Raw genomic sequence first — 23923 nt, 5'->3', positions numbered from 1 at the left:
GCGACGGCGCCTGTCGGTGCTCCGCGCGAGGATGAGGCATGCCGCACCCGCTGATGTTCGACGACGACGACCCGCACCTCGCGGTCCTGCGTCGCCTCGCGCTCGCGTTCCCGGGCACTGACGAACGCGTGTCGCACGGCCGCCCGACGTTCCGCACCCGGGTCGCGTTCGCCGTCTACGGCGGGCCGGATCGCACGAGCGACGGGCGCGTCGGCGTGCAGCGCCCGCACGCGGTGCTCGTCAAGGTCGACGAGACCGAGCAGCGGGCGCTGGACGACGACCCTCGGTTCTTCGTCCCCGCGTACTACGGACCGTACGGCTGGCGCGGGATCGACCTCGACGCCGCCGAGCCGGACTGGCGGGAGATCGCCGAGCTGGTCGACGCCTCCTACCGCGAGGTGTCGGGGCCCCGGCTCGTCGGGCAGCTCGACGCCGCGGGCAGCCCGGCCGCCTGGTTCACCGGGTGAGGCTCGGCCACGGCACCTGGTCGCTCGGGTGGAACGCCCAGTCGCGCTCCTGCCACAGGGCCGCGTGATCGGCCAGACGCCGTGCCACGTCGTCGAGCGCGCGAGCGTCCTGCGCCGACCACGCGACCTCCGCGACGGCGGCGAGCCGCGGGAGCAGCATCGTGAACAGCTCCTCGCGCGTCGTCACCGTCTCCGTCCAGAGCGCCGCTTCGACGCCGTCGATCGCCGCGGGGTCGAGCCCGGGCGTGTACGCGTCCGGGTCCCAGTCGTAGCTCTCGCGCACGTCGACGAGGCCAGCCCAGGCCAGGCCCAGGGAATAGTCCGCGTGGTACTTCATGTCGAGGTACACGTGCTTGCCGGGTGAGAGCACCACCCGAGCGCCGCGGGCCGCTGCTTCGAGCACGGCCTCCGGCGAGCTGTTCGACTCCCACAGCTGCACGACGGCGCCGTCCGGCAGCTGCGCCTTGCCGCCCTCCTGCCACACGACCGGCCGCTTGCCGGCCTCGACGACGATCTCCGCGGCCTTCTCGACGAAGGCGGCGTACGCCTCCGGGGTCATGGTCTTGACCTCGTCGCCACCGATGTGGAGGTAGTCGCCGGGCGTGAGCGCGGCGACCTCGCCGAGCACGTCGCGCAGGAACGGCTCCGTGGCGGGCAGCTCGAGGTCGAGCGCGGAGAACCCGACCTCGGTGCCCGTGTAGACGGCCGTCGCCTCGCCCGACGGGTTGAGCTCCGGCACCGCGTGCAGCGCGGCGTTCGTGTGCCCGGGCAGATCGATCTCGGGGACGACGACGACGCCGCGCTCCGCCGCGTAGGTCACGAGCGTCACGTAGTCGTCAGCGGTGAGGAAGCCGCCCGCCCCGCCGCCGACCTCCGTGTCGCCCGAGCGCTTGGCGAGCTCCGGACGGGAGCCGATGTCCAGGCGCCAGCCCTGGTCGTCGCTGAGGTGCAGGTGCAGCACGTTGAGCTTGTACAGCGCGAGCAGGTCGACGACGTCCTTGAGCACGGGGACGCCGAAGAAGTGGCGCGAGATGTCGACCATGAGGCCGCGCCAGGAGTACCGCGGAGCGTCGGTGACGTGGACGGCCTCGAGGCCCGCTCCGCCGTCGCGCACGCTCGCGAGCTGCTCGAGCGTCGCGAGCGCCCGCAGCAGCCCTTCCGGGGTCGAGGCTTCCGCCACCACCCGGTCGGGGTCGACGCTCAGCGAGTACTCCTCGGCCGGCGGCGCCGACGGCCGGACGCCGTCCGGCCGCGTGACCCCCGCGGGCGGCTGCAGCGTCGCGTCGCCGAGCGTGAGGACGATCGCGCCCGGCGCGCCGTCGTCGTGCGTCACGACCTCGACCCGCTGGGCGCCGACCCGGGCGAGCGCCTCGCGTGCGCGCTCCGCCTCCGGCGCCGCCGCGTCGGGAACGACGAGCCGGACTGCTCGGGCAAGGTCGAACCAGCCCTCGCGCGCCTCGGTGCGGCTCGGGACGGGGATGACTGCGGGCACGGAAGAACCTCCAGGTCGCTTCGGGTGTCCGGCGAACGCTACCGAACTCAGGTCAGTGCGTTGGCGAACCCGATCGCCGCCGCACCGAGCCATCCGGCCTGCGACACGCCCGTGGCCAGCACGAGGCGCCCGAACACGCGCCGCGGCACCCGGAGCGGCCGGACCGACGGGGGCAGCGCTCGCAGCTGGGCCGCCGTCGCAGGCGTCAGGACCCCGTTGAGAGCGACGACCAGCACGAGCACGAGCTTCGCCCACGTCATCGGACTGGAGAGATCCGGCCCGAGGAGCGAACCGCTGACCATCAGGCCGCCGACGCCGATCCAGATGAGTGGCGTGACCGCGTCGGCGAGCCGGAGCGTCTCGCCCAGGTCGCGCCGTCCGACGAGCCAGAGCAGACCGTGCCAGTCGAGGGCGACGACGGCGCCCAGGCCGACCACGAGGAACAGCGCGTGGGCGACGAACGCCGCGTTCCAGAGCGAGGAGGAGGCCGTGACCGTCGCTGCGACGACCAGGCTCACGACCCACGCGACGACGACGGCGCCCATCCACGCGCGGGCCCACCCCGGCAGGACCGCGCGGACGGGTGCACGGACGGCGGGCGGGGACGCGGGCGGTGAAGCGGGCGCGGGATCCGCCGGGGTCGGTCCCGGCGCCGGCTGGTCCTGGACGACGGCGGCCGGGCCCGGGCCAGGGTTCAGCTCCGGCTCCGGCTCCGGGACGATCGGGTCCGGGACGATCGGGTCCGGCGCCGGTTCCGGCTCCGGGACGATCGGGTCCGGCACTCGTTCCGGCTCCGGTTCGGCTTCGAGCACGACCGGTGCGCGCTCCGGCTCCGCCACCACGGGGACCTGAACCGGCTCCCGCACGAGCGGGGTGGGGCCCGGCTCGCGCAGGGCCATCGCGGCGAGCCGCCTCCGCACCGCCATGGCACGCTCCGGCTGCCACGGCACCGGTGCCGGCGTCGGGTCTGGCACCGCCGGGGTTGGCTCCGCGACCACGGGCCCCGCCTCGACCACCGTGGGCTCCGCCACCGCAGCCTCCGGCTCGGCCACCACGGGTTCCGCCTCAGCCGGCACGGGCGCCGGCGACGAGGTGACCTGCGCCGGCGCGGCGTCCTGCGGCCCCGGCTCCCGCTCGCCCGCTCGCTCCTGCTCCTGGTGCTCCCGGATCCAGCGCCGCAGCGTGTTCGGGGAGATCCCGCGTTCGCGGGCGACGACGCTCGCCGCCTGCCCGGTCGTCAGCGCCTGCTCGACCACAGCCGTCCTGAGCTCGGCCGGGTACCGCTGTCCACCCATGTCCCGTCCCGCCCGCGCGCTAGAAGCTCGTGACGAGGTCGCCGAGCACGGCCTCGACCTCGGTGGGATCGGTGGCGTCGTAGTAGTGCGCGCCGGTCGCGCTCGAGATGGCCTGGAGCGTCTCGACGTCCGCGTCCGGGCTGTACCCGAGCGTGAAGACGAGCACGGGTGTCTCGGCGTGGAGCCCGTGCAGCACGTGGATCATGTCGTCCTGCCCGATGGTCTCGATGTCCCCGGTGGCGTTGACCCCGTCGCTGAGCAGCACGATGGCGTTGATCCGATCGGGGTCCCACATGGCCGCCTGCTGCTGCGCGAAGTCGGCGACGGCCTGGTACAGCGGCGTGTGGGCCACGGGCTCGAGCGAGTTCACGCCTTCGACCAGCGCGCCACGGTTGTCAGCGATGTCGGCGACCGGCGCGACCAGGCCGGGCGTGATCGTGCCGTCGGTCGTCGTGAACCCGGCCAGCCCGACCCTGTCGCCGGCGGTGAAGTGGTCGAGCGCGGCGGTGATGGCGTGCTGCGCGCCCTCGAGCCGGGTCTGGCCGGCCGTGTTGTCGTACCCCATGGACGCGGACAGGTCCACCAGGAAGAGCACCTGGGCGTCCTTGCGGACCTCCGGGAACGCCTCCGCGACCGCTGCCACGACGTTGCGGTCCGGGAACGCGAGGGCACCGCTCGGCGCGGACTCGGCGCTCGTGAGCTCGGCGACCGCGTCGTCGAGGGAGCCGTTGAGGTCGCGGTACCCGGACTCGCGCACCACCTGCTGGCCCTGGGCGGTGGTGCTGAAGCGCAGGAAGTCCTCCGCCGCCGCCCGCTCGACGTCGTCGACCCAGCTGCCGTTGAGCACGACGGCGGGATTGTCGGCGACGTAGAACCCGTCCGTCGGGTAGATCGGCACGAGCGGATCGACCGGAGGGTCGCCGGCGACGCGGGTCACGCCGTCGCGGCTCGTGATCCCCCGGTTGTAGGACCACACCGACGTCTCGTCGACGATGACGGCGGAGAGGAAGTCCGCTGACGAGCCCTGGACCTCCGACTCGCGCGCGTGCCAGAGGAAGTGCTCCGGCGTCGCCATGTAGTGGCTGACCGACAGCTCGTGCGCGGCGACCTCGGCGGCGACGGCCGGGGTGATGATGTCCGCGACGGAGAGGTTGGCGCTTCCCGACGACGTCGCGTACGAGGAGAGCATGGCCGCCTGGCCCGAGCTGGCGATCAGCGGGCTCGTCTTGCCGAGCTTGAAGTCGCCCCACTCGGGGTGACCGAGATCCGCCCAGAGCTGCCCGTCGTCGGCGGCCTCGAAGACCTCGCCCCAGCTGGGTGGGGAGTCGGCCCAGCCGACCGCGTCGGCGAGCGGCTGCGGCATCGCGAGGACGATGTTCGACGAGCCCACGCTGACGCCGTCCTCGGGGACCACGGCGACCCCGCCCCCGGCGTGTGCGATCGAGAGCCAGGTCGAGGCGTCGGGGATCCACACCGACGGACGCTCGTCCGCGCCGAGATCCGGGAACCCGGCCGCCGCCTCCTCGGCAGCGATCCCGGACTTGTCCTTGCCGGCGACGACCGTGACGCACCTGCCGGCGACGTCGCGCGGCTGGGCGTTGTACGCCGCGGCGAGGTTCCCCACCATCTCGGCGTTCTCGAAGGAGGACAGGACGGAGACCGTGGTGCACGGCTCGGCGCCCGGGGCCGCGGCGGGTTCGTCGTCCTGGAAGTCGATCTGCTCGGCCGTCGGCTCCCCGGTGGCGCCGTCACCCGGATCAGCGCTCTGAGACGCGCCGGGGCTGGCTCCTGCCGGCGGCTCGACGTCGGCCCGGCTCAGCATGAACGCCGTCGCCGTCGCACCGACTCCGACGACCAGCACGAAGCCGAGCACTGCGGCCAGGGTGCGGCGGCGGCGACGGCGCCTGACCTGCTCGCGACGACGTCGTGCTCCGCCTCTGCTGCGAGGGGTGGCCGAGCTCATGCAACCTCCGTGGCCCCCCTGCCCTGCGGGAGCCTAGCGGGACGTGCCATACCGCGAGAAGCCCGTGCCCGCACTTCGGCCCTCGTCACCGGTGCCGGGACCACGCCGCGAGGCGCAACGTCCACGCCGCCTCGCCGGACGCGTCGAGGCGCGCGGCGCCCGCGGTGTCGGCCACGTCGGCTGCCGTGCCGACCATCGGCTCGATCCCGATCGAGCGGTACGGTGCGCCCACCGGCCAGCCGCCCAGGTTGCGCCACACCATGAGGCCGAGCGGGAGCTGCGGCGAGGTCTCGCCCGCCGCCCAGGCGAGCCCGAGCGCGTGATCGCCGTCGACGACCACCGCGCCCGCACAGCCCCGGAGCACCGCGCAGATCGCGGTCCCGTCCTCGCGCCCGAACGTGCTGAGGTCCTCGCCCTCGAGCACCGGCCACGCGAACGGTCGCCCGCCCGCCGTGCCGTCGACGACGACGGCGGCGTCCGGTTCACCGGTGACGATGCGGGCGGCGACGCTCACGTCGAGCAGCGCGTGGACCGCGTGGACGAAGGGCTGCCCCGGCCGCCCGGTGATCGTGTACTCCACGACGATCGTCGGGCCGCCGCCGGTCAGCCGGCGCCGCAGCCGCCCCGCCGGTACCTCGACCTCCGACACCATGTCGCCCGGAGCCTCGCTCCACGGACGGCTCCAGGCGTCCCCGTGATCCGGCGTGCCTCGCACCGTCGGGAAGCACTCCTCGACGCCCCCGGCGTCCACGAACGGGTCTCCGGGGCGCACTCCGCGGCGCAGCGCGGCGGCGCCCTCGTTCGTCCACAGCCACTCGCGACTCGCGGACCGCAGGGACGTCCAGCGGCCGCCGAACCGGTCGTCCGTGGCGAGCTCCAGCGGCGTCGCTCGCCATCCGGTACCGGGCGGGTCGGGGGGCACGCTCACAGCGGCTCGAGCACGACGACGTCCGCGTCGTCCGCGAGCGCGAACGGGACGCTCAGCCCGGCCCGGGCGTCGGCCCCGGAGACCACCTCGCCCGACGAGCGCACCCGGTACCTGGCCCCGGGATCCGGCGTCGCGAGCGGCAGCGCGACGTCCGCCGCGCGACCCGGCCGTCCGTACACCAGGAGCACCACAGGCCTCCCGGCCGCCGTCGGTCCGTACTCGACGGCGTAGACGTCGTCGGCCGGCGAGCCGTGCCTGACGACGTGGCCCGTGTGGACGACGTCGCGCACGTCGGCGTACAGCGCCACCAGCTCGCGCGCCCGTTCCCGCGTCGCGGCGTCCCACGCGAGCAGGTCCGACCCGACGCCGAGCACCCCCGCCATCGCGACGACGAACCGGAGCTCGAGGCTCGCGGGATCCGTGTCGAGGATGTCCGGCGCGTCGGTGACCCACGAGCTCATGACGGACGGCGGGTACGCCGAGAGGAATCCGTGCTGGATCGCGAGCCGGTCCCGCGGGCCGGTCTCGTCGCTCGGCCACACCACGTCGGTCAGGGCCAGCACCGCGAGGTCGACCCGGCCGCCGCCGCCCGAGCACGCCTCGACGGTCACGTGCGGGAACTCGGCGCGGATCGCGCGCAGGATCCGGTAGTAGGCGTGCGTGTGCTGCAGCGCCCACTCCCGCCCGTGCGGGTCACCCGGCCGGCCGCCGTCGCTGACCGGCCGGTTCATGTCCCACTTGAGGTAGCTGATCCGCTCGTCGGCCAGCACGGCGCGGACCGCGTCGAGCACGAAGGACTCGACCTCGGGGCGGCCGAGGTCGAGCACGTACTGGTGGCGCAGCGTCACGAGCGGTCGGTCTCCCGCGCGGTACACCCAGTCCGGGTGCTCCCGGTACAGGTCGCTGTCCGGGTTGACCGCCTCGGGCTCCATCCAGATCCCGAAGCGCATCCCCAGCGCCGTCACGCCGCTGACCAGGGGGTCCAGGCCGTCGGGGAACGCGTGCGGGTCGGGCGTCCAGTCGCCGAGGCCGGCGCGGTCGTGGTCGCGTCCACGGAACCAGCCGTCGTCGACGACGAACACCTCGACGCCGAGCGACGCCGCCGCCTCCGCGAGGCTCAGCTGGTGGGCGGGCGTCACGTCGAACGTCGTCGCGTACCAGGAGTTGTAGACGATCGGCCGGTGGGCCGGCGTGAGGTCCCGCGCCAGGACGGTCCTGGCGTGGTCGTGCCATGCGGCGGTCACGTGCTCGGCGGTGCGGCCGCACACTGCGAGCAGCGGCGGCGCCTCGAAGGAGGCTCCCGCCTCGAGCAGGATCCGCGTCGCGTCGTCGCCCGCGCCGCCGCTCACCCGGACGTCGGGCCGGAACGGCGCGGCGTCGACGACCATCCGCCACGATCCGCTCCACGCCAGTGCGACGCCGTACGCACGGTGGTGTTCTCGGTCGCGATCCTCCTGCGCTCGTCCCTCGGTCCGGAGTCCTCGCTCGGACGGGTCGCGCGACGTGACGGTGACGACTGGCGAGTACGTGTGCGACGTGATCCCCTGGCGGCTCCCGATCGCCAGCTCCCCCGCCGGCAGGTCCACCCGGAAGGGCGAGAACTCGCGCGACCAGTGACCGCCGAGGAGGTCGACGACGGCGCCCGGCCCGACCGGCAGCGCCAGCGCAGCGGTGAGCGCTCGGTCGAGCACGAGCGGCGCGTCGCCGGTGTTCGTCACGCGGGACCGCAGCTCCACGACGTCGTGCTCCGGGTGCGTGACGACGTCGAGCTCGACCGCCACGTGACCCGTCGAGTCCACGAACGACGCGCGCAGCTCGTCGCCGCCGTCCGGCAGCGACGCGCTCGCGACGTCCGTGCACCGCAGCCGCGCGCCGACGAGCCCGGAGCCGTGGTCGACCGCGAGCTCCGCGGCCCGGGTGTGGCGGGTCCCGAGTGCCGTGTAGAGCAGCGGGAGCCGGTCCGCCGGAGTCGCGAAGCCGCCCACGCCGTGTCCCTCGGCGCCGGGGACCGCCCGCGCCTCGCCGGGAGACGCCGGATCCGGGTACCAGTCCACGAGCACCGGGCCGAGCTCGTCCGGCGCCGCGGCGAGCTCCAGCGTCGTCGACGCCGTCCGCAACCGCCACGCCGGGCGGTCCACCGCGTCGCCGCTCACTTGTTCGCCCCGACGAGCAACCCGGAGACGAAGTGCTTCTGGAACAGGAAGAACACGATCGCCGGGGGTACGGCCGCGATGATCGCTCCGGCGGCGACGACGTTCCACTCGCTCACGAACGAGCCCTGCAGGTTGAGCAGCGCGGCCGTGATCGGGAACTTCGTCTCCGTGCGCAGCACGGTCATCGCCCAGATCAGGTCGTTGAACACCCACGTCGTCGCCAGCGCGCCGAGCGCCGCGAGCGCCGGCCGGCACAGCGGCAGCACGATCCGCAGGTAGGTCCGGCCCGCGCCGGCGCCGTCGACGATCGCCGCCTCGAACACCTCCCGCGGGATGCCGCGCATGAACCCGTGGAGCACGAACGTGTAGAACCCGAGCCCGAACCCGAGCTGCACGACGATGAGGGCCGTGAGCGTGTCGTAGATCCCGAGCGCCTCGCTGATCTTCGACACCGGGATGAGCAGGATCTGCGGCGGCAGGAGGTTGCCCGCGAGCATGACGAGCAGGATCGTCCGCCGGTACGGGATCGCGAACCGGCTCAGGGCGTATGCGGCCATCGACGCCAGCAGCAGCGTCAGCAGGACGGTCGTGACGGTGACGATCGCGCTGTTGAGCAGCGCGTTCCGGGTGCCGGCGCCGAACGCCGTCGTGAAGCCGTCGAACGTGAACGACGCCGGGAGGGCGCCCAGCCCGCGCGTCACGATGTCGTCGAACGAGCGGAACGCGACGGTCACCACGAACACGAGCGGGCTGATGTACAGCAGCGTGAACGGGATCATCGCCACGTGGAACCACGGGCTGCGACGGCGTGGGCCGCGCGGGCCTCGCTGTCCGACGCCGCCAGGCTGCCGGGCCGGGGCTGCGAGCGTGGCCATCAGTCCTCCTCCTGCCGGGACGCGCGGGCGAGATACGTGATGATGAAGGCGATCGCGAGCACGAAGATCACGACGGCGACCGCCGACCCGTAGCCCAGGTTCACGATCGTGAACCCCTGCTGGAACATGTAGGTGCTGAGCAGCTGGCTGCTGTTGTACGGCCCGCCTCGCGTCATCGCCCAGACGATGTCGAACGTCCGCAGCGAGTCGATCACGGTGACGGCGAACACCACCGTGTTCACGCCACGCAGCTGCGGCATGACCACGTGCCAGAACCGCTGCCACGCGCTCGCGCCGTCGACGGAGGCCGCCTCCTCGAGCGTGGGGTCGCAGCTCTTCAGCCCGGCCAGGTACAGCACCATGATGTAGCCGACCTGGCGCCACACCGCGGCGATGAGGACGGCGTACAGCGCGGTCTCGGGATCGGCGAGCCAGGGCCGCGTGAGCGAGCCGAGCCCGACGAGCTCGAGCGCCGTGTTGACCGATCCACCCGGCTGGTACATCACCCGCCAGAACAGGCCGGTGACGGCCAGCGAGAACACCATCGGCAGGTAGATCGCGCTGCGGTAGATCCCGACGCCGGGGCGGGGCCGGTTGAGCGCGACGGCGAGAGCGAGCCCGCCCACGACGGACGCCCCGCCGAACAGGACGACCCAGATCGCGTTGTTGCGCAGCGCCGTCGCGAAGATCGGGTCCTCGAGCAGGGCCCGGTAGTTGCCGAGCCCCACCGACTCCGGGACGCCGACCCCGCGCCAGCTCGTGGTCGAGAGCCAGAAGCTGTTGATCGCCGGCCAGAACACCCAGGCGAGCTCGACGACGAGCGGCACCGCGAGGAACACCCACACGACCAGCGGCACGCGCCGCAGCCGCCGTCCGAGGGTCTGCCTCGGACGGGGCGGCGACACGGTGGCGCCCTGCGGCGCCGCCGGCGCGAGCGTCATGATCCCCAGACGCGCTCGGCGGCGGTCTGCCACCCCTCGAGGATCGCCGGGATGTCGGACGGGTCGTCGAGGAACCGGGTGAGCGCGTCGTCGGCGGTGAGCTGCAGCTCGTCGCTCGAGTCGCGGTTGAAGAACTGGGTGATCTCCTCCGTCTCCTCCAGGAGCGCCAGACCCTTCTGGACGAGCGGCGAGAAGCTCGAGGTGTCGACGTCGGGCGACGTCGGGAGGTTGGAGGATCCGGACAGCTCGATGTACTCCTGCTGCGCCTCGGGCGACGCCAGGTACGACATGAGCGCCTTCGCCCCTGCGACGTTCGGCGCGTTCGCGCTGCCCATGTACCCGTCCGTCGGCGCCTCCTCCGCGCTCGCCACATCCGGGTTGATGGGCGGCACCGAGAAGAAGTCGAGGTCGTCGAGCATGTCCTCGGGGATCGACGTCGTGATGAACGCCCCGACCAGGTACATCCCTGCGGTCTTCTGGACGAGCGGCGTCACCGCCTCCTGCACGGCGTACGACGAGCTGTTCGGGTCGAAGAACGGGATGAGTCGGCGGTACTCCTCCATCACCGCCACGACCTCGGGATCCGTGAACGCGTGCTCGCCGGCGAGCAGCTCCCGGTGGTACGGCGCACCGTTGATGCGCATGTTCAGGTAGTCGAACCAGCCCGAGGCCATCCACGGCGTGGACCCGGTGCCGTTCGTCAGCGGGTTCACCCCCTGGCCCTGGAGGTTCTCGCACAGGGCGATGAAGTCGTCCCAGGTGGTCGGCGGCTCCACCCCCCACTCCTCGAAGGCGGACTTGAAGTAGAAGACCGACCACCAGTAGTAGCTGGTCGGCACGAAGATCTGCGTGCCGTCCTCGGTCGAGGACAGGCTGCGCAGCGCGTCGGAGAAGTTCGCGCACGCGCCGTCGCCCGTCCACAGGTCGCCCACGTCGAGGAGGAGCCCCTGCTCCGCGTAGTCGCGGGCGACGGAGCCGGCGAGCCAGCCGATGACGTCCGGCGGGGTCGACGACGTCAGGTACGTCGACAGCTGCGCGCGGAACTGCTCCGTCGCGATGGCGTTGACGGTGACGTCGCCCCCCTCGTACGACTCGACCACCGTCTCGAGCGAGTCGCGCGTGATCGGCTCCGTGAACGAGATCTGCATCGTGACCGGGCCGGACGGGTCGCCCGAGTCCTCGCCGGTGCCGCCCCCCTCGCCCTCGCCTCCGTTGCCGCCGCCGTCGCCACCGCCCGTGACGCAGCCGGTCAGCATGCCGGCCGCTCCCGCGCCGGCCACACCCGCCATGAACGTGCGACGGGTCAGTCTGCTCGTGCTCATGATGTCTCCCTCCGCGCCGCCTTTGGCGCTGTTGTGTGGGACTCCGTGCCGTCACCGCCGTCGCTGCCGCGAGAGCCGCCGGCCACGAACGCCGCCGTGCAGTCCTGCTGGAGCTCGACGTCGGACCACATCGGATGGTGGGGCGCCGCGTTGGAGCACACGACGGTTCCCCACGCGCCGACCCGCGACGCCGTCGCGATCGCGTCCCGGCAGATCTCGGCCCCGACGGGGCCTTCCTCGAACGTGCCCGCGAGCGGGGTGTATCCCACCCACCCCTCCCCGAGCACGAGAGCGGCGTCGTGGGCTCGCGCCCAGTCCGCCGCGACGTCGCACCACAGCGTGAGCCGGTCCGCCATCGCGCGCCGGTGCTCGCCGTAGTGCTCGTACAGCCACCTGTCGAACGCCTCGGCGTCCGCCCAGTCGTGCACGTACATCTCCGCCCGCTGGACGATCGTGGCGTCGAGCCGCCACGCGTCCTGGGCCGGGAGATCCCAGCTCCCGATCCCGGGCGCGCCCGGACGGAGCAGGTCCCGCCGGACGAGCGCCTCGTCGAACTCGGCGACCGGCCGTCGGAGCCCGTACGTCTCGACGAGCTCACCGAGCGTCCCGTACACGTACGGGTGGACGACGAGCACGTCGAGGTCCTCCGGGATGCCGCTCATCGCCCCGGCCGGGACCCCGCCGTAGGAGATGCCGACGGGCCGCTCGGGGTGCCGGGCCCGGAAGGCGGCGACGCCGCGCTCCAGCCGCGGCCGCAGCTCGCGCGCCGCGGCATCGCCTCGCGCGGCGGGCAACCCGTCCGTCAGGTACCCGACCTGCACCTCGTTGTGGAGCTCCGTGAACGCCAGCCGGTGGTCGAGACCCTCGGCGACGAGCAGGTCGACGAGGTCCGCCTGCGCCTCGGCCAGCAGCTCCGCACGCTCCTCGGGATCGACCGCCGCGAGCGCCTCCCACCACGCCTTCTCCAGGGCGAACGAGGCGCTCTGCTGGTACTCCCAGGACGAGGCGATGACGTAGCAGTCGTGCCGGTCGGCGGCGCGGAACAGCTCCAGCAGGTGCTCCCGCGCGTCGATCGTCGTCTCCTCCTTGACGTCGTACCAGCGCATGCCCTGACCGACGTCGCCGCCGAGCGGACCCAGCCGCAGGCTCCCGGTCGGGACCCCGGACCGGAACAGGAGGAACGGCATCGCGCACACCCGCACCGTGTTGTAGCCGCGCGCGACGGCGGCGGCGAACGCGGCGTCGAGGTCCTCGAACGGCTCCCCCGGGCCGGTGCGGGTGTACCACGTGAAGTCCCAGAGCGTGATGGTCAGGGCGTTCGGGAGATGCGGGGCGAGGCGGCTCATCGTCGGTTCTCCTCGGCTGCTCGGGGGGGCTCGCGGTCGGTGGTGTCCGCCCGGGCGTCGAGGCGTCCGCCGCGTGCCAGCGCACGTTCGAGGTCGACGGCGTCGGCATGGTCCGGCTCGACGGCGAGCAGGGCGCGCAGCCGCTCGCGGGCGCGGTCCGACGCCCCGCGCAGGGAGTCGACCTGCGCGCGCAGCAGCTCCACGCGCACCCGCCGCGCGGTCTCGGGATCCGGGGCGAACAGGAGCAGGTCGGGCAGCGACGTCGCGAAGTAGTCGACGGCGAGCGGCGCCCGCTCCAGCTCCTCGCCGTACGCGGCGAGGTCGTCGGTGAGGACCTGGGCGTCGTCGGCGCGGCCGAGCCGGTGCAGCGCCAGCACCGAGACGTAGGTGGCCGCGCCGAAGCGCTGGGCGCTCATCTGAAGGAAGTCGGCCGTCGCGGCAGCCGCGGAGCGCCATGCCGCCGCGGCGTCCTCGGTGCGGCCGAGGCGGGCGAGCACGTCCCCGCGCGCGAGGTCGAGCCGCGCCGTCGTCGCGAGCGGGTGCCGCGCCTCGCCGAGGCTCTGGGGCGGGAGGAGCGCGCCGTCCAGCACCTCCAGCGCCGCCGCGTCGTCGAGCTGGGCGGCCGAGGCGAGCGAGGCTCGCTCCCACGCGGCGAGCACCTGCCCCTCGCCGCCCTCCCACGGGTGGAACGAGCGCGCGCGGAGCTCCTCCAGCGCGGCGGCCGGGTCGTCGAGCGTGACGCGGAGGTGGGCGACGGCGACGGCCGCCTCGTCCCGCTCGCGCGCCGCACCCGAGGCGAGGAGCGCGGCGAGCCGGTCGGCGGGGGACACCGCCCGCCGACGGTCGAGCGCATCGCTCTCGACGGCGAGGCGGGTGTCGTGCGGCGCGGCCGCCAGCGCCCGGTCGTAGGCGCGGCGCGCGGCGTCGAGGTCGTTGTCCTCGCGGTACGCGGCGATGCCGAGGTTGCGCCACGTCACCGCGTCCTGCGCGTCGACGGCCACGGCCGTCGACCAGGCGACGACGGCGTCGCGCGCCCGGTCGTGGCTGTACAGCCACGTGCCGAGGAGCGCGGCCGCCTCCGGGCGCTCGGCGGCGAGCCGGGCGAGGGCATCGTGGTCGTCCAGCCGGCCGGGGAAGCACCACGCCCGGTCGGTCGTCACGGCGCGTGCGCGGGCGCGGTCGGCCCCGGCCGCGTCGCCCAGCGCGGCCCGGGCGAGGGCCTCGTGCGCGGCGGCGAGCGGTCGTGCCGCGGGCGCCCCGGTGTCGCGCGCGGCGTCGGCGTCCCACGCGGCGCCGTACGCCCGGACGGCGGCACGATGCTCGCCGGCACGCGCGTGCTCGAGCCCGACGTCGAGCCAGGTCTGGGCGTCGGTGGCCAGCGGGCGTCCGGCGAGGTCCCGTGCCCACGCGTGGAGCGGGTCGAGCGCGAGCGTGGCCGCGAGCTGGGCCTCGGCGTCGGCGGCGCGGCCCAGGCGGCGGAGCACGATCGCCCGCAGCGCGTGCGCCTGCAGGTGCTCCGGCTCCGCGCGCAGCGCCTCGTCGACGCGGGCCAGCGCCTGCGCGTCGCGACCCGCGGCCGCGTCGAGCCGGGCGAGCCGGTAGCCGGCCGCTCCGCGCCAGGCACGCGTCCACGCGGCCTGCGCGAACGCCGCGTCGGCCTCGTCGGACCGCCCGGTGCGCTCCAGCACGAGCCCGAGGTAGTAGTGGGGGGCGCCGTCGACCGGATGCGGCTCGTACGTCGTCGCGCGCCCCAGCGCCGCCCGCAGCAGCTCCTCGCTCCGCGGGTACTCACCCGCCCGGTAGTGCTGCACCGCGAGGCCCGCGAGGGAGGCGATGTGCCCCGGGTCGCGGCGGAGCGCCTCCCGCCAGTACGGCTCCGGGCGCCGCGTGGCGTGCCGGTACTGCGTGAGGTGCGCCGCGACGAGGGCGAGCTCCTCGACGGTGCCGATCTCGGCCGGGTCGGCCGGCTCCCGGGCCGGCGACGCCCCGGCGACGTCCGCGACCCCGGTCGCCGCGACAGCCGGGTCCGGCCGCGTCCAGGTGCGGCGCACGAGCTCCTCGTCACCGTCGACGACCCGCACGTCGACGGACGTCGAACCCGCCGGCACCTCGACCGACTCCCGCCACGCCGCGCCCGGCGCGAGGCCGACAGCCCAGGCGCGCCACGCCACGCCGTCGACGCTCAGCTCGACCCGCGCCGCGCCACGCTCCCGCGTGACGACGACGGCGAGCTCCGCCGTCGTCGTCCCGTCGCTCGCCTCCCGGACGTCCGCGTGCAGCGCGGCCTCGGTGGTGGCGGCGTGCACCGGCCCGCTCCCCCGCAGCGGGTACCAGTACTGCGAGAACGACGTCGTCTCGCCGGGCATGATCGTCGCGAAGTCCGGCTGGTTGTCCGAGTAGACGCCGGCCATGAGCTCGACGTACTGGGCGCCGTCGTCGGCGAGGTTCCGGCACCAGGCACGCCCGAACTCGGCGTTCCCCCACGTCCACAGCTTCTTGCCGACGGCGATCCGGTGGTCGGCGACGTGCACGAACCCGGCGTCGGCCCGGTGGTCGTACCCGCCGAAGAAGTCCTCGCGGCTCCCGAGCGCCATGTACGACGTCGGGACCGGGATGTTCCGGTACCAGTCGAGACGGTCGCCGGCGACGGCGGTGCCGTCCGCCGCGACGAACCCCTCGGCCCGGCGGGACGGGTAGTCGATGTCGTAGTACGGCCGGTCCGCGGCCGGGAAGGCGGTGATGGCGCGCCGGGCGTGATCGGCGACGACGTGGACGTCGGTGGGGAAGAACGCCTGGTAGTCGTCGTGCGCGCGGGCGGCGACGTTCGCCCACCACAGGAACGACTGCGGCTCCTCGTGCCGGTTGTACAGGCGGACCCTCAGCTCGACGACGGCGCGGTCCGGCGCGAGCCGCACCCCGTGCATCCCCTTCATCCGGGTGAACGGGTCGTGGTCCGAGCACCACACGGTGACCGAGCCGTCGTCGTCGTGCGTGATCTCGACGTCCGTCGGCAGGAACGTCGCGGGCCGGTGGTGCTGGGGCCAGTTGAGCTCGATGCCGCCCGCGAGCCACGGGCCGGCGAGCCCCACGAGCGCCGGCTTGATGACGTCGTTGCGGTAGACGAAGTCGTAGCCGTTCGTGCGGTCCTGCGCCACGTGGATCCGCCCGCCGAGGCCCGGCAGCACCATGAGGCGCAGCCAGCGGTTCTCGAGGTGGACCGCGTCCCAGGCCACGGGCTCCGGCTCCGCGGAGATCCGGTCGTGGAACGGGAGCGGGTACACACGCCCCGACGAGCCCTGGTACACCCGCCCGTCGAGGAACGCGGGATACGGGTCCGGCACCACCGGCCGGTAGGTGGCCATGACCACCGGTTCGCGCCAGACGGCCACCTCGGCGCCGACCTGGTCGGCCGGGCGTTCCGGGAGGACGAGCCGGGGCTCCTCGACGAGCATGGCCCCGACGCTACGAGCCCGACGCGGGTCGACGGAATGCGCACATCGACGATATGCCTGGACATTTCGATGATCGACGGGCCTCGGGCACCGTGCCACGATGACGGCATGCTGCCTGACGGCTTCCCCGGCCAGCGTCTCCGAGTGCTCCCGCGTCCCCTCGTGCACACCGCGCTGGGGCGACCCCCGACGTCGCGGCTCCTCGTCACCGACGCCGGGTACTTTCCGCACGCAATGAACCATGGACGACGGCGCACGCGCGGCACCCGGGAAGCCGTCGTCATCCTGTGCACCGACGGCGTCGGCCGCTGCGAGGCCGGTGGTCGCGTCACGGAGGTCGGCGCCGGACAGGTGCTCGTCATCCCGCCGGGCCTCCCGCACCTGTACTGGGCCGACATGCATCAGCCCTGGACGATCTGGTGGTTCCACGCCGTCGGGGAGGACGTGACGCCCTTCCTCGAGGCCATGGTCTGCACGAACGCCGCGCGCGTCGTCGGGGTGCACGACGTGTTCCGCGCCACGGGTGGCATCGAGGACGTCGTCCGCGCGATGGAGCAGGACGAGACCCTGCCCAGCCTCGTGACGGCGGCCGGGGCGGCGTGGTCGGTGCTCGCCCAGCTCACGGCCGACCACCTGTCCGGCGGCGCCGACCAGGCGGAGCCCGTGCGTGCCGCCCAGGAGTACCTGCGCCTCCACTTCCACCTGCCGGTGAGCGTGCCCGAGCTGGCGCGGATCGCCGGGCTGTCGACGTCGCACTTCGCCGCGCTCTTCCGGGCGGCCACCGGGAGCGGCGTCAGCGAGTACGTGAAGCGCCTGCGGATGTCGCGCGCCCGCGAGCTCCTGCTCACGTCGGACCGGACGGTGGCGGAGGTCGCCACGACCGTCGGCTACCCGGATGCGTTCTACTTCTCCCGGCAGTTCCGGCGGGTGGCCGGGGTCAGCCCCACCGAGTACCGGCGCGCGTTCCACCGCGACGGCCTCTGAGCGGCCGCGCGGCCGGCGACCCCGTCACGGCGCGCTCCGGCGCTCCCGCCACTGCGTGGGCGAGAGCCCGGTCCGCTGGTGGAACACCCGGGAGAAGTAGAACCCGTCGGCCACACCCACCCGCCGCGCCACCTGCTGCACCGGGAGCGTCGTCGTGGACAGCAGCCGGCGCGCCTCGTCCATGCGCCGGTCCAGCACCCACGACATCGGCGAGCAGCCCAGGTGGGTGCGGAAGAGGCGCGTGACCGTGGACGGACTGCAGTCGGCGGCAGCGGCCAGCTCGGGGAGCCCGATCTCGCGGCTCAGGTCGGCGGTGATCCAGGTCAGCGCACGCCGCAGGCGCAGGGGCAGGTCCCGGTCGTGCTGCGGCAGGACGCCCCTGGCGTCGAGCTCCGCCACGAGCAGCACGCCGAGCGCCCGCGCGACGTCGACGCTCGGCTCGCCGCGGTCCCACACCTGCGCCACCAGCTTCGCGAGCGTCATGAGGACGGGCCGGGCGCCGTCGTCGGTCACCACGAGACCCGACCCGATGCCGAGCACGGCGTCCGACCGCCAGGACGCCCCCGACAACGGGTGGGCACCGTCGTGAGGGACGGCGAGCTCGACCGGGACGTCGGCGTCGTGGTGCGGGATCAGGTGCGCGCCGTACACGACGTACGGGTCGTCCGGGTCGGGCAGGTACCGCACCGCGTGGTTCCAGGGCAGGACGAGGATCGTGCCGGGGACGACGTCCAGGAGCGTCCCGTCGACCTCCACCCGGCCGGCACCGCCGGCGGAGGCCAGGATCATCCGGGACGAGACCCGCGGGAACGCCGGACGCTCACCCGGCGCGAACTGCACCGTCGAGGCGAACGCGACGAGCGGGAACGCCGTCGCGTCCTCCAGGTCGGCCACACCTCATCGTGTCAACAGATCTTGTGCTTCTGCCAGCGCAGCTCCTCGGACCACTCGGTCATGAGCAGCTCGTGCTCGCGCCAGTAGTACTGCAGCTCGTCGCCCTTCCAGTCGCGGTACACGTCCTCCCAGGGCAGCACCTTGCAGTGGGTCGTGAGGTTGCCCGGCGTCATCGGCTCGTCCACGCGCTGATACCGCAGGTCGAGGGACAGCCGGACCCGCTCCCCGTCGACGTTGCGGGTCCCGCGGTGCACGGTCAGGCTCGAGAACGTCAGGACGTCGCCGGCTCGGAAGTCCGTCACCGCCCACGGGTAGCCGGAGGAGCAGATGTACGCCTCGAGCTCGCCCGGACCGGCCGCGGCGTGGTACGTGAGCAGCCCGTCCGCCTGCGACCCCACGAGCACGCTCAGCCCGCCGAGCTCCACGGGGCAGTCGCCGAGCGGGAACCATGCCGTCCACACGTTCTTGCTGCCCTGGATGTGGATGAAGTCCTGGTGCGCCGGCGTCGGTGGCATCTGCGCGCTCGGGATCATGATCCGCGCGATCGACATGGGGTGCCGGATCACCGTGCCGCCGAGCAGCCCGGCGTACAGGTCCAGGAGCGCGGGGTCGTGCCCGATCGAGTGGAACTCCTGCAGGCGGTTGATGTCCTGGTAGGCGGCGAGCGGCACCCCCGTCCCGCAGAAGCCGGCCTCCGCCGGTGGCACCTTCTCGAAGGCGGCGACATCAGCGATGCCGTCCATCGGGTCCGTCCCGTCCGCGAGCCACCCGTAGGAGCCGATGACGTCCATCATCTGGCGGCGCAGCCCCAGTACGCGGTCGCGGTCCAGGAGCCCCCGGAAGAACAGGTAGCCGTGCTCGTCAGCCCGCTCGCGCAGAGCCGCGGGGTCTCCGAGCAGCGGGCTGGAGTCGACCAGCTCGACAGTCGGGTTCGTGGCGCTCGTCGTCGTCATCGTCGGCGTTCCCCTCGTCGGTGGGACCTTCGCCTCCACTGTGGGGCAGACCCGGCGCCGCGACCATGCACCGGGAGCGCATCACCTGGACGATCCGCGCACATCCGCGCGCAGACCTAAGGTGAACGAAGCACGCCTGGCGGGCGTGCGCACGCGCGACGCGGCAAGGAAGGCCTCCGATGACCGAGCAGGCGCACTCGACGCAGGGCAGCTACGTCACGGCCGGCGAGGAGTTCAGCCGCGACACCACCTACATCACCACGCGGATCACCGCAGACGGGCGGGACGGCTTCCCCGTCGAGGCGGGGCGCTACCGGCTCGTCGCGGCGAGGGCGTGCCCGTGGGCGAACCGCGTGGTCATCGTGCGTCGGCTGCTCGGCCTCGAGGACGCGCTCTCGCTCGGGCTGTGCGGCCCGGTGCACGACGCGCGCAGCTGGACCTTCGACCTCGACCCCGGCGCGCGGGACCCGGTGCTCGGGATCGAGCGGCTCCAGGAGGCGTACTTCCGGCGCTTCCCGGGCTACCCGCGCGGGATCACCGTGCCGGCGATCGTGGACGTGCCGAGCGGCGCCGTCGTCACGAACGACTACGCCCAGATGACGCTCGACCTCGAGCTCGAGTGGACCGCCTTCCACCGCGAGGGCGCCCCGGAGCTGTACCCCGAGGCACTCCGCGACGAGATCGACGCCGTGAACGCCCGCGTGTTCCGCGACGTCAACAACGGCGTCTACCGCTGCGGGTTCGCCGGGTCGCAGCGGGCGTACGACCGCGCCTACGCGCGCCTCTTCGACGCGCTCGACTGGCTCTCGGAGCGCCTGGCGGAGCAGCGCTACCTGGTGGGCGACACGATCACCGAGGCGGACGTGCGGCTCTTCACGACGCTTGCGCGGTTCGACGCCGTGTACCACGGCCACTTCAAGTGCAACCGGGAGAAGCTCTCGGAGATGCCGGTGCTCTGGGCGTACGCCCGCGACCTGTTCACGACGCCGGGGTTCGGCGACACGATCGACGTCGCGCAGATCAAGGAGCACTACTACGTGGTGCACGAGGACATCAACCCGACGCAGATCGTCCCCGCCGGGCCGGACCTCGCGAGCTGGCTGCTGCCGCACTTCCGCGAGGAGCTCGGCGGGCGCCCGTTCGGCGACGGCACGCCGCCGCCTCCGCCGCCGGAGTCCGAGCGCGTGCCGCCCGACCACTCGCCCCTCCCCCCGCCCTGACCGACCCCACTCCCCCTTCGCGAGAGGTTTTCTGCGCGACCGCGAGAGGTTTTCTGCGCGACCGCGAGAGGATCTCTGCGCAGAGATCCTCTCGCGGTCGCGCAGAAAACCTCTCGCGAGTCAGTCGGGGAGGACGTGGCCGTCCAGGACGTCGAGAGCCCGGTCGACGTCGGCCTCCGTGTTGTTGACGTAGAACGAGAACCGGGTCCGTCCGGCTCGTGCCGCGACGACGACGTCCGCCGCCGCGAGGGCCGCCACGCCGTCGTCGTCCACCGTCACCGACACGATCGCCGACCCGTCGTGAGCCACGCCCAGGCCGGCGCAGAACCGCGCGGCGAGCCCGGTCGCGTGGGAGTGCCGCGCCGCCGGGCCGATCTCCGCCAGCACCTCCAGCGACGCCGCGGCCCCGACCCACGAGTGCCACGCCGGCGACACGTCGAACCGGCGGGCATCGGCAGCGAGCCGCAACGGCGCGCCGTAGATCGACGACCACCGGTCCTCGCCGGCGAACCAGCCTGCCTGGTGCGGGACGACGGCGTCCGTCAGGTCGGCGCGGACGGTCAGGTACCCCGTGCCCCGGGGCGCGAGGAGCCACTTGTATCCCGAGCAGACCGTGTAGGCGACATCGGTGACGTCGCCGCGCCACCAGCCGGCGGCCTGCGTGAGGTCCAGCAGGATCTCCGCGCCCACGGCGCGACACGCGCGGCGGAGGCGGTCGAGGTCCAGCAGTGCGCCGTCCGCCGACTGGACGGCCGACACGGCGACGAGCGCGACGCCCGGTTCGACGGCGTCAGCCAGCCGGTCGAGGGGCACCTCGCGCACGTCGATCCCGCGGGGCGCCTGGGCGAAGAACGGGAACGTGACGGACGTGAAGTCGCCGGCCGCCACGAGCACGCGCGCCGAGCCGGGCAGCGAGGCCGCGACGAGCCCGGCCATCGCCGAGGCCTGGCTGCCGATCGCGACGGTGCGGGCGTCGACGCCGAGCAGCGTGGCGTAGGCGCGTCGACACTCCTCGACGACGGCGTCGTAGTCGGCCGCCTGCGCACGCCCGAGCCGCCAGCGTTCGAGCGACTCGGAGAGCGCCGCCGTCGTCCGGGCCGGCGGCAGCCCCATCGATGCGGTGTTGAGGTAGGTCGTCTCGGGGGCGAACTCCCGCGCCCAGGGCCAGCTCGTCACGGGTCCGAGACTAGGAGGTGATCCGGGTGTCGAGCGTCGGCCCCACGAGGAAGTGCCAGCCGAGCCACCACCAGAACACGACGAGCAGCACGCGCGCCGCCCGGCTGGCGAGGAGCACGTCGAGCAGCTCACCGGCCGGCGCGACACGGTCCGGGCGCCGTCGTCCCACCCACGCCAGCACCACGGCTGCTGCCGCCAGCACGGCGTACCCGGCCACGAGCACGCCGGCGCCCGCGCTCATCGACGCTCCCCCGCTCGGCGCAGCAGCGCGTAGCCGGCGAGCAGCCACGCACCCACGAGCACGGCACGCCCGGCCGCGGAGTCGAACACCGGGGAGAGCACGTCGCTGATCGACGGCGGCACGTCGCCGCCGGGCGCCGAGCGGCGGATGACGGTGAAGGCCGTCAGCTCCCACAGCCCGAGGCAGACGACGACGGCGGCCCACCCGCGCGCGGCCCGGCCCACCGCGGCGCGGCGCGCGTCGGGGAGGCGGAGGATCGCGGCGTCGAGGTCGTCCTCGCGGCGCCACGTCACGAGGAACGCGGCGATCCCGACGGCGGACAGCAGCACCACGTCCACGGCCCCGTACCGCTCGCCGAGCGCGAGCGCCGGCCAGATCGCCAGACCCAGCACGACGACGACGGCGGCCCGTGGGAACGGCAGCACGGCCAGGCGGACGGGGCGGATGCGGTCCACCACGAGCACGGCGGCCACGACGGCGAAGAGCGCGGCGTCGCGCGGGGAGGGCCGCAGCACCTGCGTGAGCGCGATGGTCACCAGGATGCCGAGGCACACCCCGGTCGCGACGCGGGTCGCCGAGCCGCCGGTACCTCGCGCGCGGTGGTCCGCCCGGCGGCGCGGTCGCGGGCCGGACCCGACGGCGGCCGGACCCTCCACCCCGTCATCGTAGGAGTGGTCGCTGGCGGGCGCCCGACCGGCTCAGGCCGTCGGGACCCGCCACATCTCGAGGAACTCGGTCACTCCCACCCGGCCGAGGATCCAGCGTGGTACCGCGGGGACGTCACGCCGCTCGACGTCCGTGTACACACGAGGCCTGGTGAGTGCCACGACGCGGCCGCGCGTGGTGATCGCGGCGCCGCCCTGGGCGAGCACGTTCTTCAGCCAGTCGGTGTCGGACCCGTAGGTGAGCGCGAAGACGTACCGGTCGCCGCGCACGAACACGTTGATCGGCAGGTCGTAGCGCGCTCCGGATGTCCGCCCCCGGTGGTGCAGGACGGCGAAGCCGGGCAGTCGCGGCGCCACGTGCACCATGACCCGGTTGAGCGCCTTCTTGTTGAGCTCGGCGACGCGCCGCGACAGGACCATGGCTCGAGCTCGCTCTCCTCCGGGGAGTCCCACGCTAGCGAACCGGAGGAGGACGGACGACGACGGCGCCTGCCGCCGACGGCGCCGTCACCGAAGTGCTGCGGTCGCGTCAGGCGATCGGGCACCGCGTGCGAACGGCCGCGACACAGCGTCGAGCCGTTCCAGCTCTCGGTCCGTCAGCTGGACGTGCATCGCCTCGACACTCTCCGCGGCATGCCTGGGTCTCGACGCGCCGGGGATCGCGACGACCGTGTCGCCGTAGAACCGGATGAGCCAGGACAGTGCCACCTGGGCCGCACCCACCCCGTGAGCGCGGCCGATCGCCCTCTGCTCGTCGATCAGCGGACGAGTGCGGTCGAGGTTCGCCCGAGTGAAGCGACCGAGCGTGCGGCGCGGCCAGGGCAGCGAGGCGGCCCTGGCGGGGTCGTCGTGGAACTTGCCCGTCAGGAAGCCGCTCTTCAGCGGCGAGAACGCGATCAGCGTGACACCGAGCCGCCGGGCCGCCGCCAGCACGCCGTTCGTCTCGATCGAACGCCGCAGCAGGCTGATCTCGACCTGGTTCGAGGCGAGCCGCAGACCGTGGCCACGCAGCACGGCGTCGGCCCGCTCCATCTGGGCCGCCGAGAAGCCGCTGACGCCGACGGCGCCGATCCGGCCCGCCGTCTGCAGAGCCGCCATGGCCTCGACCTGCCGGCGCTGGGTCGACAGGGAGCCGTGGGCCATGTGGATCTGGTGCAGGTCGAGCGGATACGGCGCCAGCGATGCGCGCCGCGCCCCGATCGTGCGGACGATGCTCGACGCCGGACGTCCGATCGGTGTCCACTTGGAGGCGACGACGACGTCGCCCGGCGCCACGTCGAGAGAGTGCAGCGCGGTCGACAGGGCCCGCTCGGAGTGTCCGCGGCCGTACATCTCCGCCGTGTCGAACCACGTGACGCCGCCCTCGAGCGACGTCCTGACGATGGATGTGACGGTCTCCTGCGCGAGCGGCTGGTAGAAGCCCGTGCTCATCCCCGGGCCCGCGAACTGCATGCAGCCGAGCCCGATGGGGCTGATCTCCGTCGAGGTCGATCCGAGTGGTCGTGACCGCATGATGCCTCCCTGTCGCCGATGTGAGACATCACAGTCTCAAATCA

20 protein-coding genes are annotated in these 23923 nt (G+C 73.7%); 3 read left to right on the top strand and 17 right to left on the bottom strand.

What is annotated here, in order from left to right; genetic code table 11:
* Positions 1-38 precede the first annotated feature (38 nt).
* Positions 39-467 carry an MmcQ/YjbR family DNA-binding protein gene (locus BCAV_RS04770; protein ID WP_012725989.1) on the top strand — a complete coding sequence of 143 codons (429 nt, stop codon included), beginning with the start codon at positions 39-41 and terminating at the stop codon, positions 465-467.
* On the opposite strand, the gene BCAV_RS04765 is transcribed toward BCAV_RS04770, so the two are convergent.
* The 10 genes from BCAV_RS04765 to BCAV_RS04720 all read right to left on the bottom strand — a co-directional run bounded on the left by BCAV_RS04765 (position 457) and on the right by BCAV_RS04720 (position 16234).
* Positions 457-1959, bottom strand: coding sequence for a family 20 glycosylhydrolase (locus BCAV_RS04765; RefSeq protein ID WP_012725988.1), 1503 nt, complete (start codon positions 1957-1959; stop codon positions 457-459). The genes BCAV_RS04770 and BCAV_RS04765 overlap by 11 nt on opposite strands.
* Before the next feature lie 47 nt (positions 1960-2006).
* Entirely contained in the window at positions 2007-3254 is a 1248-nt protein-coding gene (locus tag BCAV_RS23505; RefSeq protein WP_012725987.1) for a transposase, read from the bottom strand.
* A gap of 19 nt (positions 3255-3273) precedes the next feature.
* The gene (locus BCAV_RS04755) at positions 3274-5127 is read right to left on the bottom strand and encodes a vWA domain-containing protein (RefSeq protein WP_245528948.1); all 1854 of its coding nucleotides are present in this window, start codon (positions 5125-5127) and stop codon (positions 3274-3276) included.
* A gap of 175 nt (positions 5128-5302) precedes the next feature.
* Positions 5303-6145, bottom strand: coding sequence for a hypothetical protein (locus BCAV_RS04750; protein WP_012725985.1), 843 nt, complete (start codon positions 6143-6145; stop codon positions 5303-5305).
* Positions 6142-8298 (bottom strand): alpha-galactosidase, encoded by a 2157-nt coding sequence (locus BCAV_RS04745; RefSeq protein ID WP_050761639.1) that lies wholly within the window; start codon positions 8296-8298, stop codon positions 6142-6144. Before BCAV_RS04745 ends, BCAV_RS04750 begins: the two co-directional genes overlap by 4 nt.
* Positions 8295-9173 (bottom strand): carbohydrate ABC transporter permease, encoded by an 879-nt coding sequence (locus tag BCAV_RS04740; RefSeq protein WP_012725983.1) that lies wholly within the window; start codon positions 9171-9173, stop codon positions 8295-8297. Before BCAV_RS04740 ends, BCAV_RS04745 begins: the two co-directional genes overlap by 4 nt.
* On the bottom strand, positions 9173-10147 hold the full coding sequence (locus BCAV_RS04735; RefSeq protein WP_245528946.1) for a carbohydrate ABC transporter permease: 975 nt from the start codon (positions 10145-10147) through the stop codon (positions 9173-9175). The genes BCAV_RS04740 and BCAV_RS04735 overlap by 1 nt, the downstream gene beginning before the upstream one ends.
* The gene (locus BCAV_RS04730; RefSeq protein WP_012725981.1) at positions 10111-11436 is read right to left on the bottom strand and encodes an extracellular solute-binding protein; all 1326 of its coding nucleotides are present in this window, start codon (positions 11434-11436) and stop codon (positions 10111-10113) included. Before BCAV_RS04730 ends, BCAV_RS04735 begins: the two co-directional genes overlap by 37 nt.
* Entirely contained in the window at positions 11433-12782 is a 1350-nt protein-coding gene (locus tag BCAV_RS04725) for a cellulase-like family protein (RefSeq protein ID WP_012725980.1), read from the bottom strand. Before BCAV_RS04725 ends, BCAV_RS04730 begins: the two co-directional genes overlap by 4 nt.
* Positions 12779-16234 carry a DUF5107 domain-containing protein gene (locus BCAV_RS04720; protein ID WP_012725979.1) on the bottom strand — a complete coding sequence of 1152 codons (3456 nt, stop codon included), beginning with the start codon at positions 16232-16234 and terminating at the stop codon, positions 12779-12781. The genes BCAV_RS04725 and BCAV_RS04720 overlap by 4 nt, the downstream gene beginning before the upstream one ends.
* A 108-nt stretch (positions 16235-16342) precedes the next feature.
* Here BCAV_RS04720 and BCAV_RS04715 point away from each other — a divergent pair, with 108 nt between their 5' ends.
* On the top strand, positions 16343-17218 hold the full coding sequence (locus BCAV_RS04715) for an AraC family transcriptional regulator (protein ID WP_012725978.1): 876 nt from the start codon (positions 16343-16345) through the stop codon (positions 17216-17218).
* Positions 17219-17242: 24 nt separating this feature from the next.
* Here the strand turns inward: BCAV_RS04715 and BCAV_RS21430 are convergent, their stop codons facing one another.
* Positions 17243-18112 carry a helix-turn-helix transcriptional regulator gene (locus tag BCAV_RS21430; protein WP_012725977.1) on the bottom strand — a complete coding sequence of 290 codons (870 nt, stop codon included), beginning with the start codon at positions 18110-18112 and terminating at the stop codon, positions 17243-17245.
* Positions 18113-18123: 11 nt separating this feature from the next.
* Positions 18124-19065 (bottom strand): phytanoyl-CoA dioxygenase family protein, encoded by a 942-nt coding sequence (locus tag BCAV_RS04705; protein ID WP_012725976.1) that lies wholly within the window; start codon positions 19063-19065, stop codon positions 18124-18126.
* Between the two features lie 179 nt (positions 19066-19244).
* On the opposite strand from BCAV_RS04705, the gene BCAV_RS04700 reads away from it, so the two are divergent.
* On the top strand, positions 19245-20285 hold the full coding sequence (locus BCAV_RS04700) for a glutathione S-transferase family protein (RefSeq protein ID WP_012725975.1): 1041 nt from the start codon (positions 19245-19247) through the stop codon (positions 20283-20285).
* Positions 20286-20405: 120 nt separating this feature from the next.
* Here the strand turns inward: BCAV_RS04700 and BCAV_RS04695 are convergent, their stop codons facing one another.
* From BCAV_RS04695 to BCAV_RS04675, 5 genes are all read right to left on the bottom strand, one after another.
* A complete protein-coding gene (locus tag BCAV_RS04695; protein WP_012725974.1) occupies positions 20406-21461 on the bottom strand; it encodes an aminotransferase class V-fold PLP-dependent enzyme in 1056 nt (351 codons plus the stop codon).
* Positions 21462-21471: 10 nt separating this feature from the next.
* Entirely contained in the window at positions 21472-21702 is a 231-nt protein-coding gene (locus BCAV_RS04690) for a DUF6186 family protein (RefSeq protein WP_012725973.1), read from the bottom strand.
* On the bottom strand, positions 21699-22358 hold the full coding sequence (locus BCAV_RS04685; protein ID WP_043346600.1) for a hypothetical protein: 660 nt from the start codon (positions 22356-22358) through the stop codon (positions 21699-21701). Before BCAV_RS04685 ends, BCAV_RS04690 begins: the two co-directional genes overlap by 4 nt.
* Before the next feature lie 42 nt (positions 22359-22400).
* Positions 22401-22787, bottom strand: a complete 387-nt coding sequence (locus tag BCAV_RS04680; protein ID WP_012725971.1) for a nitroreductase family deazaflavin-dependent oxidoreductase — start codon at positions 22785-22787, stop codon at positions 22401-22403.
* Between the two features lie 87 nt (positions 22788-22874).
* Positions 22875-23879 (bottom strand): aldo/keto reductase, encoded by a 1005-nt coding sequence (locus BCAV_RS04675; RefSeq protein WP_012725970.1) that lies wholly within the window; start codon positions 23877-23879, stop codon positions 22875-22877.
* Between the last annotated feature and the right edge of the window lie 44 nt (positions 23880-23923).

It is taken from the genome of Beutenbergia cavernae DSM 12333, assembly GCF_000023105.1.
Taxonomy (GTDB): domain Bacteria; phylum Actinomycetota; class Actinomycetes; order Actinomycetales; family Beutenbergiaceae; genus Beutenbergia; species Beutenbergia cavernae.
This window is presented reverse-complemented; position numbering and strand designations above follow the sequence as displayed.